Below are 16,330 nucleotides of genomic sequence, written 5' to 3'. Positions count from 1 at the left end.
GGCTGGTCGACCAGCCGCGACAGCACCAGGGTGCTCTTGGTGCGCACCACGAAGGGCTCGGCGCCGATGCGCTCGATGACCTCCTCCAGGTGGTGGGTGTCGCGAGCGCGGACCTGGACGAAGGCGTCGGCCTCGCCGGTCACCGTGCACGCCGAGGTGATCTCCGCGTACCCCGCCAGTCCGCTGCGGATCTCACCGGGCGAGGTGCGCGCGCGGCAGTACAGCTCGATGTAGGCCTCGGTGGTCCAGCCGACCGCCTGGGGCTCCACGACCACGGTGAACCCGCGTACGGCGCCGGACTCGATCAGTCGGTCGACGCGGCGCTTGACCGCGGAGGGGCTGAGCCCGACCTCGCCGCCGATCTCGGCGAAGCTCATCCGCGCGTCCGCGCCGAGTATCGCGATGATCCGCTCGTCGACACGATCCAGACGCATTGTGCCCCTTATGTCCCTGTATGACCTCACCAGGGCACATGCTACCGGGGCGACACCTCCTGGGGTTCGTGTCGTTTCCGCATGTCACGTTCGGTAATTGAGACAATGCGTGCGGACATCACGACGCGCAGGGGAGAGCACGAGTGCGACGACGAATCCGGGCCACCGCCACCGCCGGGGCCCTGCTGGCCTCGCTCGCGATCGCCCCCGTACCCGTCCTGGCCGAGGCCGCCCAACCGGTCACCCGAGTCGACCGCACCGGTCTCGGCTGGGCTCCCTGCAAGGACCTCGAACCCCAGGGCGACGAGGCCCTGGAGTGCGCCACCCTGACCGTCCCCCTCGTCCGTACCGCCGGAGGCGACCGGGTCCCCGGAGCGGACGAGACCGTCGAGCTCGCCCTCTCGCGTGTCCGCGCCACCGGCACCAGCCAGCGCACCCTGCTCGTCAACCCCGGCGGGCCCGGCAGCGGGGCCCGCCGCTGGGCCTCCATCACCCACCAGCGCATGCCCGAGGAGCTGCGCGAGGTCTACGACGTCGTCGCCTTCGACCCGCGCGGCGTCGGCGCCTCCACCCCCGCCATCAGCTGCGATCCCGACTACTTCACCCCGGTCCGCCCGGACACCGTGCCCGCGGACGGGGCCGAGGAGGCCGCCCTGAGGGCCGACGCCCAGGCCTACGCCGAGGCCTGCGCGGAGAACACCGGCACCCTCCTGGCCCACACCCGCACCGAGGACACCGCCCACGACATGGACGCCGTCCGCCGCGCCCTGGGCGAGGACCGCATCGACTACCTCGGCTACTCCTACGGCACCTACCTCGGCACGGTCTACTCCTCCCTCTACCCGGACCGCGTCCGCGCGCTCGTCCTCGACAGCGTCGTCAACCCGGACAACCCCTGGTACGAGAGCAACCACGTCCAGAGCCGCTCCCTCCAGCGCGCGGCGCAGAACTTCTTCGACTGGGTGGCTCGCCACCACGACACCTATCGCCTGGGGCGGACCGGGGACGAGGTCGCCGAGGCCTACTACGACCTGCGCTCCGAGGCGCGGCGGAACCCGATCGAGGACACCGTCGGCCCCACCGAGCTGGAGACCGCCGTCATCGTGGTCACCTACACCAGCTCCACCTGGCCCGGAGTCGCCCGCGCGCTGTCCACCCGGATCAACGACGGCGACGCCGCCGGGATCGTCACCCTGCACAAGGCCTTCGGCGACCACGCCGACAGCGACCAGAGCTACGGCGGCTACCTCGCCGTCCAGTGCACCGACGCGCACTGGCCGACCGACTGGTCCGCCTGGCGCTCCGACGCCCTCCTCGCGCACGAGGAGGCGCCCTTCATTGGCTGGCACAACGCCTGGTACAACGCTCCGTGCCTGAACTGGGCCGCGGGCTCCGGGGACTGGTTCCAGGTCGGCGACGCGCCCCACGAGCACCGCGCCTACACCGGCCCGGCCCTGATCGTGCACGCGACCGAGGACGGGGCCACCCCCGTCGAGGGCGCCCACGCCCTGCGCGACCGCCTGCCCGGATCGGTCCTGGTCATCGAGGACGGCGGACACACCCACGGCGTCGCCTTCACCGGCAACGAGTGCGTCGACCAGATCGTCACCGACTACCTGCTCCGCGCCTCCCTGCCCGACCGGAGGACGACGGGGCCGGACCTCATCTGCGCGTCCCGCCCCGAACCGCGTCCGAGCACCCGACGCGAGGACCTGAAGGCCGTGGCGGAGGGGGCCGGAGCGGCCATCCCAGAGCTTCCCGGTGAGCCGGGGTAACCCGTCTAATAGGCTGGAACCGGCGCGAACTGGATCGGGTCGTCACCTCCGGGACTCCCCGGGGGACCGACTGGACGATGGGGGAGAACGCGATGCTTCGGACCTCGCCGGTACGGATCCTCGGAGAGCGCGACCGGACGGCCGTCCGCGCACTCCTGGACACCGACCCCGTGGGCAACGTCTTCGTGGCCTCGCGCCTGATGACCACCGGGATCTCCGCGCGCTTCAGCGGGACGGAGGTGTGGGGTTTCGTCGAGGACGGGCACCTGACGGCCCTGTGCTACTCCGGAGCCAACCTGGTCCCGGTCAACGCGGGNNGCGGGCGCGCCCGCCGGTGCTCCTCGATCGTCGGCCCCGTCGAGGCCGTCCAGGACTTCTGGGAACAGGTCACGCCCGCGTGGGGACCGGCCCGTGCCATCCGCGCCAGCCAACCGGTCCTGGAGATCGACACGCCGCCCGCCGTGCCCGCCGACCCCGAGGTGCGCCGGGTCCGGCCCTCGGAACTCAACACCCTGGTCCCCGCCTGCGTGGCGATGTTCACCGAGGAGGTCGGCGTCCCACCGGATTCCGGCGACGGCGGGGCCCTGTACCGGGCGCGCATCGAGGAGCTCGTGCGCACCGGGCGCGCGTTCGCCCGGATCGAGGACGGCCGTGTGGTCTTCAAGGCCGAGATCGGCGCGGTCACACCGCACGCCTGCCAGGTCCAGGGGGTGTGGGTCCACCCCGACCTGCGCGGCCGGGGCCACTCCACGGCGGGCATGGCCGCGGTGGTCCGGTACGCGTTGGCGGAGATCGCGCCCCGCGTGACCCTGTACGTCAACGACTTCAACACCGCGGCCCGCGCCACCTACCGCAGGGTCGGCTTCCGCCAGGTCGGCGAGGTCATGTCGGTGCTGTTCTAGGGGTGACCGCCTCGCGGTTCACGGACCGAGAGGCGGTGAGGCAGCCACGGTCGGTCGCCACGTCCGGCACTTGTGCCCCCAACGGATCCTCGCGAGGATGAACCGTCATCTGTCGACCCCCATGACAAGGATCTTCGTGAAGTTCAAGAAGCTCGGGCGCGCGTTCTTCGTTCTGGCCTTCGCCAGCGTGGCGACATGGGCCTCAGCCTCCCCAGCGTCAGCTCACTCCCTGGGTTCCGCGGTCGTCTCCGAAGAAGGGTGCGACTGGGCCAACGGTAACTACACCGTTCTCTACTCCGACCTGATCGAGGTCGACCTGATCGGCGGGCCCTACGAGCAGCTGGGTACGGCCTACCTGCTGTGGAACGCTCAGTACGGGGAGAACTGCGCGGTCACGATGCGGACCGGCGACGCGCACGGGACTTCGACCTGGACCACCGCCACCCTCTACGTCCAGACCTCGTCCGGCTCGACGCGGTACGAGGACGAGGGCTTCTACGGCCACTACGCCGCCGTCTCCGGGCCGGCCCAGGACCAGTGCGTCCGCTACGAGGCGACGATCGACTCCCCTGAGACCGGCTACGTCGGCTGGGGAGGCCGACCCGGGTGGGACAACTGCGACTGACGCGCTCCGACAGGTAGCGGACCGAGTCGCCGCCCGGTGGAGGGGGCGGTGCGGCACCACCCCCTCCACCGACTCGGCGGCCCCTACTCCGCCGTCGCGAAGGACGGCTGGAAGTCCGGGGTGTCGGCGATGAGCGCGCGCGTGTACTCGTGCCGGGGCTCGGACATCACCCGGCCCACCGGGCCGTACTCGACGATCCGGCCCTTGTTCAACACGGCCACCCGCTGGGCGATGTTGGACACCAGCGCGATGTTGTGCGTGACGAACAACAGCGCCATCCCCTCGTCCTGGAGGTTGCGCAGCAGCGTCACGATCTCCGCCTGCACCGACACGTCCAGCGCCGACGTGATCTCGTCGCACACCATCAGGTCCGGCTTGGTCGCCACCGCGCGCGCGATGCACACGCGCTGGCGCTCACCGCCGCTGAGCTGCTCCGGGAAGCGGTCGGCGTAGGCGGCGGGCAGGGCCGCGCGCTCCAGCGCCTCGGCCACCACCGCGTCCGGATCCTGGGGTCGGCCCATCAGGTGCCGGTAGGGCCCCAGGATCTGGTCGCGCACACGCTTGCGCGGGTTCAGCGCCTCGTACGGGTTCTGGAACACGTACTGCACGCGGCGCCGCTGCTCGGCGGTGCGCCGGTAGCTGCTGCGCGCCAGCGGCTCACCGTCGAAGAGCGCCTCGCCGGTGAACTGGTGGTGCAGCCCGGCCACCGACCGCGACAGCGTGGTCTTACCGGAGCCGGATTCCCCGAGCAGCGCCACACACTCACCGCGGGAGACCGACACGTCGATCCCCTCCAGCACCTGTGTGCGCCCGTACCCGGCCGCCAGCCCGGAGATCCGCAGCAGCGGTGCCTCCTCCGGCTCCTCGGCCTCCTCGTGCCCCTCGGTGCGCAGCAGGGGCACCGCCGACAGCAGGCGGCGCGTGTACTCGTGCCCGGGTTCGGCCAGGACCGCGTCGGTGCGGCCGCGCTCGACCAGCTCGCCCCGGTACATCACCGCGATCTCGTCGGCCAGGTCGGCGACCACGGCCATGTCGTGGCTGATGTAGACCCCGGCGGTCCCGTACTCGCGGGTCATCCGCCGAATGGTCTCCAGCACATGCGCCTGCGTCGTGACGTCCAGGCCCGTGGTTGGCTCGTCGAGCACGATCAGCTCCGGGCGCCCGACGAACGCCATGGCGATGGCCACCCGCTGCTGCTGCCCTCCGGACAGTTGGTGCGGGTACCGGTTGAGGAACCGGTCGTCGTCGGGCAACGCCACCTCGCGCAGTACCTCGCGGACCCGGTCCAGGACCTTCGCGCGGGGCAGCGTGTCGTCGTGCAGGGCCTCGCCCAGCTGCGTCCTCAGCCGCAGCGCCGGGTTGAGCGCCGAGGCGGGGGACTGCGGGATGTAGGCCACCGCCCGCCCGCGCAGCTGCCGGACCTGCTGCTCGGACAGGGAGGCCAGGTCCTTGCCGCCCACCTCCACGTGGCCGCGGACGATCTCCGTGGCCCGTTTGCAGTGCGCCAGCAGGGACAGCCCGAGTGTGGTCTTGCCGGAACCGGATTCACCGACCAGACCGAGGATCTCGCCCCTGCGGACGGTGATCGACACGTCGGAGATGATCTCCACGGCCGACGGACGGCCGATCACGGTCAGGTCGTCGACCTCGAGAACGGTGTGCTCGTTTCGCGTCACTTCTCGACCCCCCGGTCGATACCGATGGCCGCGCGCGACAGCCCGTCGGTGATGAGGTTGGCGCCGATGGTCAGGACCGCGATCGCCGTCACCGGCAGGACCACGGGCCACGGCTGAACGGCCATGCCCTGTCGCGTCTCGTTGATCATCAGGCCCCAGTCCGCCGTCGGCGGCTGGAGACCCATGCCCAGGAAGCCCAGGACCGCGACCACGCCGATCGAGTAGGTCAGCCGCAGTCCCAGTTCCACCAGGAGGGGGCTGGTGACGTTGGGCAGGATCTCCACCGCCATGATCCGCCAGCGCGGCAGGCCGATCGCCTCGGCGGCCTTGACGAAGTCCTGCTCGATCACCTTGCGGGTCGCCTCACGGATCACACGCGCCACCCGGGGCACATGGGATACCGCGATGACCGCGACGATCAGCCACACCTTCGGGCCGATGATCGACATCACCAGCAGCGCGGCGATCAGCTGCGGGAAGGCCAGCAGGACGTCGTTGAAGCGCATGAGCACGTCGTCCAGCCATCCGCGCCGGTACCCGGCCACGATGCCGACCACCGTGCCCACGGCCACGCCGATCCCCGCGGCCGAAGCGGCGAGCAGCAGCAGCGTCCACCCGCCCCACAGGAAGCGGGTCAGCACGTCCCGGCCGAGGTTGTCACCGCCGAACACGGTGCCCCCGACGCCCGTCTCGTAGGGCATGGCCACGAACTCGGTGGGCTCGTAGGGCGCCACGAACGGCCCCGCCACGGCGACCAGGACGATGATCCCGGCCAGAACCGTGCCCACCTTGGTCCGTCCGAAGCCCCACGCGGTCCGGAACAGTCCGGGCCTGCGCTTGGCCGTCTTCGCGACCTTCTCCACCTTGGGGTCCGTCATCGGTCCGCTCATCGCCGCACGTCCTTCGCCTTCGGGGCGTCCGCCGGGGTTCCGGCGGCCCCGTCCTCGCCTCGGTCCTTCGCCGTGGCGCTCCCCGGCGCGGAGGGCCGGTTGCCCGAGACCCGCACCTTCGGGTTGGCCGCCAGGCCGATCACGTCGGCGAGCAGGTTGACCAGGATGTAGATACCGGCGATGAGCAGGACCACGGCCTGGATCAGCGGGACGTCGCGGTTGGCGATGCCGTCCATGAGGACCTTGCCGATACCCGGGATGTTGAACAGGAACTCCACGGCCACGACGCCGCCGGCCAGCCACGCCAGCTGGAGCGCGATCACCTGGGCCACCGGCCCGATCGCGTTGGGCGCCGCGTGCCGCCACAGCACGACCCGTTCGTCCAGGCCCTTGAGTCGCGCCTGCTGCACGTACTCGCTCTCCAGGACCTCGATCATCGTCGCCCGCATCATCCGGACGATCGGCGGAGCCACCGCCAGCGCCAGGGTGAGGGCCGGCAGGATCCACTGCTCGGGTCCGCCCTCCCGCGAGTACACCGACGGGAACAGGTTGGCTCCGCCCGGCCCCAGGGCGAGGATCAGCAGGATGCCGACCACGAACTCGGGGACGGAGGCCAGGACCAGCGTTCCCAGGGACGCGGTGTGGTCGAACCCCCGGTCGCGGCGCAGCGCGCTGAACGCGCCGATGAGCAGCGAGACGGGCGTCGCGACCAGGGCGGCCAGGCCCATGAGGACCAGCGAGTTCCCCAACGGGGACTCCAGGTACTCGGAGACCGGCTGGCGGTTGGAGAAGGACGTGCCCAGGTCCCCCTGGAGGAGGCCCTGGAGCCACTGCGTGTACTGCACCGCCACGGGCTGGTGCAGGTTGAGTTGGTCGCGCAGTGCTTCCAGGCGCTCCGGTGTGGCGTCCCGGCCCAGGATCAGCTGGGCGGCGTCGCCCGGCAGCGCCTGTGTGGCCGCGAAGACCACGACGGACACTGCCCAGAGCGTCAGGACGCCGAACAGGAGGCGGACGGCGATGAGTCGAGTCATGGTGAGCTTTCGGTAGCGATTCCTGCCGTGCGTTCCCGCGGAGCCGCTACTGCTCCTTCCACATCGTGTGGAACGAGTACGAACCGAGCGGGTGACCGGAGACGGACGGCTCCAGGCCGTGGATCCTCCGCGAGTGGGCGTCGAGCAGGTTCACGAAGCCCCACACGATGTAGCCGCCCTCCTCGTACTCGATCTTCTGGGCCTGCTTGATGAGCTCGTTGCGTTCGTCGTCGTCGGGGGTCTGGCGGGCCTGCTCGACGAGCTCGACCCACTCCTCGTCCTCGCCCCACATGGTCTCGTTGTAGGGGGCGCCCACGACCGAGCCCTGCGAGGTCTGCGTGAGGTAGTTGCGCGCGCTCCAGAAGTCCTGGCCGAAGGCGTAGGGGAAGCCCTCCTCCGCGTTCCAGTAGTCGCTGGCGTTGACCCGGCGCAGGTTGACGGTGACCCCGGCCTCGCGGGCCTGCTCCTGGAACACCTCGGCGGCGGCGACGATACCGGCGTTGATGTCACCGGTGACCAGCTCGACCTCCAGGCCGTCCCCGTGCCCGGCCTCGGAGAGCAGGCGGCGGGCCTCCTCCAGGTCCTGCTCGCGCTGCGGGAAGTCCTCGGGGTAGGACGGGTCCATCCGGGCGTACATGTCGTTGCCGATCTGCCCGTACCCGGCCAGCGCCTGGTCGACCATCTGCTGGCGGTCGACGATGAGGCGGAAGGCCTGGCGGACCCGCACGTCGTCGAAGGGCGCCTGGTCCACGCGCATGGTGAACGGCAGCCACATGCCGGTCTCGGACTCCATGACCTCCACGTCGATGTTGCCCTCGATGATGGCGACCTGGGCGTGCGGCACCTGGCTGATGACGTCGACGCTGAGGCTGGTGAGGGCGTTGACCCGGGCGTCGTCCTCGGGGAAGTCGATGATCTCCAGCTCGTCGACGTAGGGCAGGCCCTCGACGTGGTAGCCCTCGTGCCGCTCGAAGAGGCTGTACTGGCCGGCGGTGAACTCGGCGTGCTTGAACGGGCCGCAGCCGATCGGGTTCTCCGGGTCGTAGCCCTGGGGGACGACGCAGTTGTAGTACTCGGCGAGCGCCTCGGGCAGGGTCACGAACGGTTCGGTGCAGGGGATGACGACGGTGCGCTCGTCGGTGGCCTCGACCCCCTCGATGTCGACGCTCTCCAGGTCGCCCGCCCCGCGCATCGGGTTCTCCTCGTCCATGATGCGGCGCAGGGAGAAGACCACGTCGTCGGCGGTGACGGGGGAGTCGTCGTGGAAGGTCAGCCCCTCCTTGAGCACGACGGTCCACTCCGTGGCGTCGTCGTTGGGCTCCAGGGACTCGGCCAGGTCCATCTCGATGGCGCCGTCCTTGGTGAAGGTCACCAGGGCGGCGTAGAGCGCGTGGTTGCGCGCGATGTCGACGTTGTCGGTCGGGTCGTGGGCGTCCAGGGTGTCGCTGGCGCCGCCGCCGGCGATGCCGACCCGCAGGCGGCCGCCCCGTTGGGGCTCACCGGAGGCGGAACCGCCGGTGTCGGAGTCCCCGCCGCAGGCGGCCAGGACCGGTGCGATGGCCGCGCCGGCCGCGGAGGCCTTGAGCAGGGAACGGCGGCTGGGGGCGTGCGGACGGGCGGGGGTGGGCTCTTCGGGCAGGGACGACACGGGACACCTCGTGTGGGTACGGGAGCTTCGACGGGACGACACCGCAGCCTGGGGAGGTGCCCGGGCAGGGTCCGGGCCTGGGCCTACCAGCGGGTATCAGTCCACCCATCGATACTTGTGTGACCCCTGGGAAGCGTCAAACCAGGTGAAGACGGTGTTCGGAGTGCGAACCGCTCCCTGGGAGGTATACCGAGGGTGTAGCTGTGATACCGGCGCAAAGCCGTTGTGGCCTGCCTTTTGGGGGAGTTCCCGTGGGCGACACGCGCGGTCGTGTGCGCATGCCGCCCGCGAGGTGTTTGTGGCGTGCCCCACTTGGGGGTTGTGCCCTAATTGATGCGAGGGGGAAGTGAAACCGTGGTGTTTAACGTTTGATTTGTCCGTTTTGACGGTTTCTGATTAGGGCGACTCAACGCCGAGGGCCTCCGGTCCCATGAGGAAGTCCGGGTCGAGTTGCGCCGCCAGGTCCGCGGTGCCCGCCCGGGCGCGAGCGTAGCGCAGGTGGAACTCAGCCGACTGGCGGGTGAACTTCGCCCAGTCCTTGGGGTGGGCGTCGACCATGTCCCGCATCCGGCCGAGCGTCTTGACGTTGTCCTCCTCCAGGTCGGCCAACTCCGGGTGGCGGCCCTTCTCCATCGACCGCACGAACCCCGAGTGCGTCATCCACGCAGCCAGGGCGTCGCCGACGTGTTCGCGCAGGAACTCGACGTCCTCCTCGTCGCGCACCTTGTTGCCGATCACCCTGATCTCGACGTCGTGGTCGCGCGCGTAGTCGGCGTACTGCCGGTACACGCCCACGCCGCGCAGGGTCGGTTCGGCGACCAGGAAGGTGACGTCGAAACGGGTGAACAGTCCGGAGGAGAAGGAGTCGGCGCCCGCGGTCATGTCCATGACCACGTACTCGCCCGGCCCGTCGACGAGGTGGTTGAGGTACATCTCGGCGGCGCCCACCTTGGAGTGGTAGCAGGACACGCCGAGGTCCTCCTCGGAGTAGGGGCCGGTGACCATGAGCGTCGCTCCGTGGGCGTCCGTGCCGAACCGCTCGTGCACCGGGTTCTTCCCGGTCACCTCCAGCAGGCGCGACCCCCGGCCCGGCGGGGTGGTCTTGATCATCGCCTCGGCCGACGGGATCCGCGGGTTGTCGCCGCGCAGGATCTCCCTGATCTCGGTCAGGTGCGCGCCCAGCGCGGGAAGCTCCGTCAAGCGCTGCTCGGGTACGCCGAGCGCGGCGCCCAGGTGCTGGTTGATGTCGGCGTCGATGGCCACCACGGGCGCCCGCTGGGCGGCGAGATGGCGGGTGAAGAGTGCGGAGAGGGTGGTCTTGCCGCTGCCGCCCTTGCCCGCGAACGCGATCTTCATCGTTGTGTTGGGCGTGGGAACCCGGTCCCTCAGGGCCGGGAGGAAACGCCCTTCTCCTTCCGTGTGGTGTAGGTGTAGCCGTCGGCTCGCTGGAGTAGACGGAGGTGCCTGTGGTGGATGCCCTGGACGGTGCCGTGGGCGGTGGTGACGTTGAAGCTCCCCGAGGAGCGCACCGCGACCCGGCCGGTATGGGTCCCGGTCTCCTTCCCGGTGGGCACCACGGCGCGGACCAGGTCGCCGGTGGCGAAGGAGAAGAAGCGCTTGGTGCGGGGCAGCCGGAGACGGGGGAACCCGTGCCGGTCGGGACGGGTGCGGGCGTACGATCCCCGCCCCGTGCACCCCGCGACCAGGACCGTGTCCACGGTCTGGGTGATCGTGTCGATTTCGCCGACGGCCAGGGCGTCCAGGGTGTGCGACTTCGGTAGCCGGTTGCGGGTGCGGTTCCACTTGGTGCGCCCACCCGAGCCGACGTGGGTCGGTAGGCGGGAATCGAGGGCGCGCCACAGTGCCCACCGGGTGGACTGGACGGCGGCCGCGTCCCGCAGCGGGGCCTTGGCCCGAGCCAGCGTCTGGGCGAGGAGCTTCGGTTTCCGGGCCATGAACTCCTCGACGGGGCGGTTGGACTTGGCCTGGTCGCAGGGCACACAGGCCAGGACCAGGTTCGACACCCGATCCGACCCGCCCCGGGAGCGGGGGCGGACGTGGTCGAGGTTGAGCGGTGTGTTCGTGGCCCCGCGGTAGACGCAGGCCCGGTCGAACGTGGCGAGCAGGTACTCGCGCACCTCGAACCCGTGCAGGGCCCCGTGCTGGTACTCGACCCCCTCCAGGGGTTGGTCTGCGGACAGGGCATGGGTGTCGAACGCCACCCGCTCCACGTGCGCTGCCCGCACCGGGGCGAGCCGGGACAGCCGCCCCACCCAGGACACCGTGGTGCCCACTCGGTGTCTCAAAGAGGGGGCGAGCCACCCCGCAGGGCGGGTGCGGTCGTCGAACCGGGGCGGGCGGTGGCGCAGGTGCGCCGACCGGCGACGCCTGCGGTAGCCGGACCGCTGGCCCATCTTCTTACGGATGGCCGGTCCGCGGTGGTCGAGCCGAATCGCATACCGGTCCCGGCGTTCCCCGGCCACGGCGGTGAAAACGGCGAGGCCGGTGTGCCTGGACCCGGGGTCGATACCGATCTCGACGCCGTCGATCCGGGAGTCGGCGGCGGTGCGGCCCCTGAGTCGGATGGTGAAGGGGGTGCGCCGGTGGACGACCGCTCGGCCCTTGGCCAGGAGCTTGCGCGCCCGTGCGGGCGGGCAGGGCTGCAACGGTGTTCCGTGTTCGTCCAGGACGAACACGAAAGGGTGGGGGGTATGGGCCTCACGGCCCCGCTCCCCGGCCCCGGAGGGCGCGGGGGTGACGCCGGAACCGCCGGGTGGGGCGGTACCGGTCTCCCCTCGACCATGTTCCGCACCGGGTACCACCGGATGGTGGTCTCCGCGCCCCGTTTCGTTCCCGATCCGGGGGGTGTCTGCTGGCGCGGATTCCAGAGCGGGCCGCTGAGGAAGCACGGCCCGGTGGGTCTTCCGTCCTGCGCGGAACGTAGCCATCGAGGTCACCTCCTCATGGGTGATGGCCGGGTCTGGTAACGGCGGCCCTCAACCACGCGGGTGGAGAGCCCGGTCCTTCAGGACCGGGATTCCGTTACCGGCCCTCCGTGTCGGGTGCGGGCGGGGTGGCCCCGCCCGCGCGGTGTCCGGGCCGCGCGGCGACCCGATGAGAACGGGAACGATTATCGTTCTATTCGGGGTCGCGTGTCAGGCGAATGGCCGATCCCGGTGCGGTATTGCCAACGTGTTACACGTCACATGGGTGGTTCTGGGGTCCGAACCATTTCCTTTGTCCTCACGGGGGAGGACACGTGACGGCGTTTTGTGGCCAATCCGCGACGGCGGGACGCCGGGTGTGCTGTTCTGGACCCAGCCCACCCTTGTCTAAGGTGAGTGCAGGCTGCGCGACCCGCGCGCCCGTCGCGGGTGATTGGAGTGACCGGATGGCTGAGGCGAGGCAACTCCGGGAACACGTGCCCGCGGAGGTTCCGGAGGACACCGCGCCGACACCGCCAGTCACGTCGACGATCGAGGTCGCGGACCTCCCCGACGACGCCACCGACAACACCGTCTGGAGTTGTGCGGGCAACCTGACCGCGGTCCGCTCCATCCGGGCGCGTGTACGCGGATTCCTCTCCGGGAGGGGGCACTGCGATGTGGCCCTGGACGACGCCGAACTCGCCGTCAGCGAACTCGCCACCAACGCGCTCCTGCACTCGCGGTCGGGGCAGACCGGCGGAGTGATGACGCTCTTCCTGCGCTCGGGGCCGGGCAGGCTGCGGGTCGCCGTCGCCGACCAGGGGGAACGCGACGGATCCGGTGGGCACTCGCGCGAGGACGGCGAGGACTACGGGCGCGGTCGGCTCATCGTCGACAGCTGCGCCACCCGCAGCGGCGAGTACTGGAGCGGGTCCACCCACGTGGCCTGGTTCGAGATCGACGACCCGGGTACGGCTCCGGCGGACGTCGACTGACTACCGGTCACCTCAGGGGGCTTGACGTTCGGGCGCCGGCAGGGTGCTGCACGACGAGGCGAGCCGCGTAGCGAGGAACGAGCGACAGGCGTGGCCGAGGAGGAAGCATCCCTGCTTTGAGGGTGCCCGAACACGGTCCGAAGCGCAGCGGAGGACCCAAGAAACACAGCTCAGAACATCGAGTCGGCGTGCGGGTGGGCCACCCGGACCGGGTCCGGGGCACAGCGCACCGTCACTCTCCGGCCCTCCGGCGCGGGGGAGTCGTCCCCGGCCACCACACAGGCCCCCGTCCACAACGCGAGTGCCACCAGTGCCACCCTCGTGGGCTCGTCGCCGTGCTCGTCCACCGCGACCACGTCGTCGGAGGTCAGTTCCAGCCGTTCCCGCAGTTCACCGAAGCGCACCATGAGGTCGCTGTGCGGGTAGAGGGTCGCCAGGACGCCGTCGCTGGTGCGTTCGTAGCCGAGGATGCCGTTGTCGAAGAGCCCGCGGGTGGGGCTGTACCCGCTCCCGTCCAGGCTGGGCTGGAGCAGTTCGTCGAACGAGGTCGTCCCCAGGGCGTCCCCGAAGGAGATCACCTGGCGCACCCGTGAGCGATCCGCCAGCTCCAGGGCGGTCTGGGCCAGATCCTCGGTGACCAGCAGCAGCCGCGTGTCGGTCTCGGCGAGGATGGCGCTCTGGGTGTCCGGATCGGAGGTGGTCGACAGGGGAAGCGCGCGCCCGCCGACGGACATCACCGTGTACGTGGCCAGGAAACGCTCAGGGCACACGGGGGCCAGCACACCCACCACGTCGCCGAAGCACATCCCCCGGCGGCTCAGCCCCGCGGCCGCCTGCTCCACGGTCGCGGCGAAGGTCAGCGCGTCCACCCGGCCGCTCCGTCCCCGGATGGTGCCGCCCCGTGCGGGGCGCAGCCGCAGACGCTCGCACAGGCCCCCCGTCAGAGAGCCGATCGGGTCGTCCCTACGTGGCAGATGGTGTCCCGGCCGTCCGGTTCCCGAAGTCAGTGCTACCCCCATGCGTACCCCCAGCTCTCCCAGGCGGCGACGGTTCGGCTGTCCGGGCTCGTCACGCCCCCTCCACGTGGCGAGCCCGGTGCGCCGTGCCGGGAGTCCGGCGCCTGTCCCCTCCCCTGGGGGCGCCTGGTCCCGGCACGGTTCTCCACCGACCCCGGGACAGGCCCGGGGTTGACGGTCCGGCGGCTTCCCGTGTTCGGTCCGGGGCCGACGGCCGCTGCGGGGGCTCCCGCGAGCGCGTCACCAAAGGTGTCGCGAGCCCGAAGCCCCATGGCTGGAAGCCTAGCGCGTTCACAGCCAGATGCACATGCATGTTGCGGTGCAGATGCATATGTAGATTCATGGCATGCGAACGCCGAGTCATCACCAGATGGCCGGCGAGTGGCCTTTCGCGGCTCACCCCGAGGCGCTGTGCCGCTCGATCCAGGCCGTGATCTGGGTACGCGAGTGGAACCCCATCTTCCGGTTGATGTTGGCGACGTGCCGGGCCGCGGTCGACGGCGTGATGAACAGCGCCCGGGCGATCTCCGGGTTGCTCTTACCGGTGCTCACCAGACGCGCGATCTCCAGTTCCCGCCGGGTCAGCCGCTGCTGCGGACTGGTCGACTCCGGCGAGGGAGCGGCCGACGCCTCCGCACGCCCGGACCGCGCTCCGTTGCGCCGTCCGCTCGGCGTGCGCCGCGACAGCGGCCTGCGTCCCTCCTCGGACAACAGCTCGGCCTCCCTGACCGCCTCGGTCAGTTCCAGTGCGCGGCCCTGCTCCCACCAGCCGACCAGCTGCCGCCTGCGTCGCCGGACCCGCTCCAGGTCCGTGAACGGCCAGGGCGCGGGGTTCGTGGACAGCCCCAGGCGACCCCGGACCTGCGCGGCCGCGCCCGCCAGACGGCACGCGGATTCGCGCCGGCCCAAGGCGGACGCCACCCGCGCGATCGCGGTGAGGGAACGCGCCGCCTCCGCTCGCTGCCCGGTCGTGTGACTGAGGACGAGTCCCTCGCTCAGGTAGTCGAGGGCCTGTTTGGTGTGCCCCTGCACGTGGGCGACCCGCCCGATGCCTGACAGGCAGCGGGCCTCCTCCGCGGCCGCCCCGATCAGCCGTTGGGTGTCCAGGGCCTCGCGGTAGCAGCGGTCGGCGGTCATCAGGTCGCCGTTGGCCTCGGCCGCCCCGGCCTGCCCGATGAGGATGACGCCGACCCCCCAGCGGTGGTCGATCCCGCGCAGCAGAGTCAGTGCCGCGTTGTAGTGGTGGTCGGCGCTGGGGTAGTCGCCCTGCTGCGCGACCAGTGCGGCCCGCGTCCCGAGGGCGATCGCCTCACCCCACAGATCACCGGCGTCCCGGCACAGCCGCAGGGCCTCCTCGACCCGAACAGCGGCCCGGTCCAGGGAGCGCGTGCGCACCTCCACGAGCGCGAGCAGGTTGAGGCAGGTGCGGACGAACACGTCGTCCCCCGCCTCCCGGCACAGCCGCAGCCCCTCCTCGCCCAGGGCCAGGGCGCGTTCGTGGTCACGCCGCACCCGGGCGAGCTGGGCCCGGCCGACCAGGGCGCGGGCGCGCGACGGGGCCTTGGCCGCGTCCTCCAGCCCGAGCAGCAGGTCCATCCAGTGCGCGCCCTCGGAGTAGGACTGGTGGCTGACCCAGTGCGCGACCAGGCTCACGCACAGGCGCAGCCCCGGTTCGGCGGCGCCGTGCTCGTGCGCCCACCGCAGGACCGAGCGCAGCGTGGAGAACTCGGCGATGACCCGTTGGCGGCCGGAGTCCCGCTCCGTCCAGGGCATCGACTGGCTCGACTCCAATCGCCGCCCCAGGTCCTCCACCAGACGCAGCATCCGCGCCAGGAGCCGCTCCTGGAACGGCTCGGCCTCGCCCCGGGCGGCCAGCCGCTCCTGGGCGAAGTCGCGCACGGCCCCGGGGAGTTTGTAGCGCACCCGGCCCTCGAACTCACCGGTCACCGTGATCAGCGACCGGTTGAGCAGGGACGTGAGCAGATCGAGGATGTCGGTTTCCGGCAGGTCCTCATCAGCGCACACCTGCTCGGCCAGCTCCAGGTCCCACCCGCGGAACACCGACAGCCGACACAGCACCAGCCGCTGCGGTTCGCTGAGGTTCTCGTAGACGAAGTCCAGTACCAGCGGCAGGACCTCGCTGCGCGCCACGGCCTGCCCTGGTCCGGGACGTACGTCAGGGGAGGCCAGGTGGGAGCGCAGCGCCTCGGCGAGGGCCTCCGGACCCGTCCCGGGGGCACTCGCGCCGAGCACCTCGATGCCCAGCGGCACCCCTCCGGCCAGGTCGCACAGGACCGCCACCGACTCCAGTTCCCGGTGCGAGACCGTGAAGCGGGGGTCGCGGGCACGGGCCCGGTCCAGGAACAGCCGCACCGCCTCGGCGTCCGAGGGGTCCGGCGGCGGCGCGTTGC

General features: G+C 71.1%; 13 protein-coding genes. 4 read left to right on the top strand and 9 right to left on the bottom strand.

Features of this window, described 5'->3' with window-relative positions; translation table 11 throughout:
- Positions 1-434: Lrp/AsnC family transcriptional regulator (locus D471_RS0115630; RefSeq protein ID WP_017599487.1), on the bottom strand; the 434-nt coding region annotated here is incomplete at its 3' end.
- Between the two features lie 143 nt (positions 435-577).
- Between D471_RS0115630 and D471_RS0115625 the strand changes: the two genes are divergently transcribed.
- The 3 genes from D471_RS0115625 (at position 578) to D471_RS0115615 (ending at position 3,736) form a co-directional block, all read left to right on the top strand.
- Positions 578-2,209, top strand: coding sequence for an alpha/beta fold hydrolase (locus D471_RS0115625; protein WP_017599486.1), 1,632 nt, complete (start codon positions 578-580; stop codon positions 2,207-2,209).
- Between the two features lie 92 nt (positions 2,210-2,301).
- The gene (locus D471_RS0115620; RefSeq protein WP_026127766.1) at positions 2,302-3,111 is read left to right on the top strand and encodes a GNAT family N-acetyltransferase; all 810 of its coding nucleotides are present in this window, start codon (positions 2,302-2,304) and stop codon (positions 3,109-3,111) included.
- 136 nt (positions 3,112-3,247) lie between these two features.
- Positions 3,248-3,736: a hypothetical protein gene (locus D471_RS0115615; protein WP_017599484.1), complete on the top strand. Its 489-nt coding sequence runs from the start codon at positions 3,248-3,250 to the stop codon at positions 3,734-3,736.
- Positions 3,737-3,819: 83 nt separating this feature from the next.
- Here the strand turns inward: D471_RS0115615 and D471_RS0115610 are convergent, their stop codons facing one another.
- From D471_RS0115610 to iscB, 6 genes are all read right to left on the bottom strand, one after another.
- Positions 3,820-5,412: an ABC transporter ATP-binding protein gene (locus tag D471_RS0115610; RefSeq protein WP_017599483.1), complete on the bottom strand. Its 1,593-nt coding sequence runs from the start codon at positions 5,410-5,412 to the stop codon at positions 3,820-3,822.
- Complete coding sequence (locus D471_RS0115605) at positions 5,409-6,302, bottom strand: ABC transporter permease (protein WP_017599482.1); 894 nt, start codon at positions 6,300-6,302, stop codon at positions 5,409-5,411. The genes D471_RS0115610 and D471_RS0115605 overlap by 4 nt, the downstream gene beginning before the upstream one ends.
- On the bottom strand, positions 6,299-7,333 hold the full coding sequence (locus D471_RS0115600) for an ABC transporter permease (RefSeq protein WP_017599481.1): 1,035 nt from the start codon (positions 7,331-7,333) through the stop codon (positions 6,299-6,301). Before D471_RS0115600 ends, D471_RS0115605 begins: the two co-directional genes overlap by 4 nt.
- 46 nt (positions 7,334-7,379) lie before the next feature.
- A complete protein-coding gene (locus tag D471_RS0115595) occupies positions 7,380-8,981 on the bottom strand; it encodes an ABC transporter substrate-binding protein (RefSeq protein ID WP_017599480.1) in 1,602 nt (533 codons plus the stop codon).
- A gap of 396 nt (positions 8,982-9,377) precedes the next feature.
- Entirely contained in the window at positions 9,378-10,337 is a 960-nt protein-coding gene (locus D471_RS0115590) for an ATP-binding protein (protein ID WP_017599479.1), read from the bottom strand.
- Between the two features lie 29 nt (positions 10,338-10,366).
- Positions 10,367-11,677, bottom strand: coding sequence for an RNA-guided endonuclease IscB (iscB, locus tag D471_RS0115585; RefSeq protein ID WP_017599478.1), 1,311 nt, complete (start codon positions 11,675-11,677; stop codon positions 10,367-10,369).
- Between the two features lie 695 nt (positions 11,678-12,372).
- Here iscB and D471_RS0115580 point away from each other — a divergent pair.
- Positions 12,373-12,903, top strand: a complete 531-nt coding sequence (locus D471_RS0115580) for an ATP-binding protein (protein WP_017599477.1) — start codon at positions 12,373-12,375, stop codon at positions 12,901-12,903.
- A 170-nt stretch (positions 12,904-13,073) separates the two neighbouring features.
- Here D471_RS0115580 and D471_RS34615 read toward each other — a convergent pair whose 3' ends face one another.
- Both D471_RS34615 and D471_RS0115570 read right to left on the bottom strand, forming a co-directional pair.
- Positions 13,074-13,922 carry an AMP-binding protein gene (locus D471_RS34615; RefSeq protein ID WP_040689843.1) on the bottom strand — a complete coding sequence of 283 codons (849 nt, stop codon included), beginning with the start codon at positions 13,920-13,922 and terminating at the stop codon, positions 13,074-13,076.
- A 393-nt stretch (positions 13,923-14,315) separates the two neighbouring features.
- The coding region (locus tag D471_RS0115570) for a LuxR C-terminal-related transcriptional regulator (RefSeq protein WP_017599475.1) at positions 14,316-16,330 on the bottom strand (2,015 nt) is incomplete at its 5' end.

This window comes from Nocardiopsis lucentensis DSM 44048 (genome assembly GCF_000341125.1).
GTDB lineage: Bacteria > Actinomycetota > Actinomycetes > Streptosporangiales > Streptosporangiaceae > Nocardiopsis > Nocardiopsis lucentensis.
This window is presented reverse-complemented; position numbering and strand designations above follow the sequence as displayed.

Excerpts from the sequence above, each read along its gene's own strand:
- D471_RS0115605 (WP_017599482.1), bottom strand. The coding sequence starts at position 6,302 with ATGAGCGGACCGATGACGGACCCCAAGGTGGAGAAGGTCGCGAAGACG.
- D471_RS0115580 (WP_017599477.1), top strand. The coding sequence starts at position 12,373 with ATGGCTGAGGCGAGGCAACTCCGGGAACACGTGCCCGCGGAGGTTCCG.
- D471_RS34615 (WP_040689843.1), bottom strand. The coding sequence starts at position 13,922 with ATGGGGGTAGCACTGACTTCGGGAACCGGACGGCCGGGACACCATCTG.
- D471_RS0115600 (WP_017599481.1), bottom strand. The coding sequence starts at position 7,333 with ATGACTCGACTCATCGCCGTCCGCCTCCTGTTCGGCGTCCTGACGCTC.
- D471_RS0115590 (WP_017599479.1), bottom strand. The coding sequence starts at position 10,337 with ATGAAGATCGCGTTCGCGGGCAAGGGCGGCAGCGGCAAGACCACCCTC.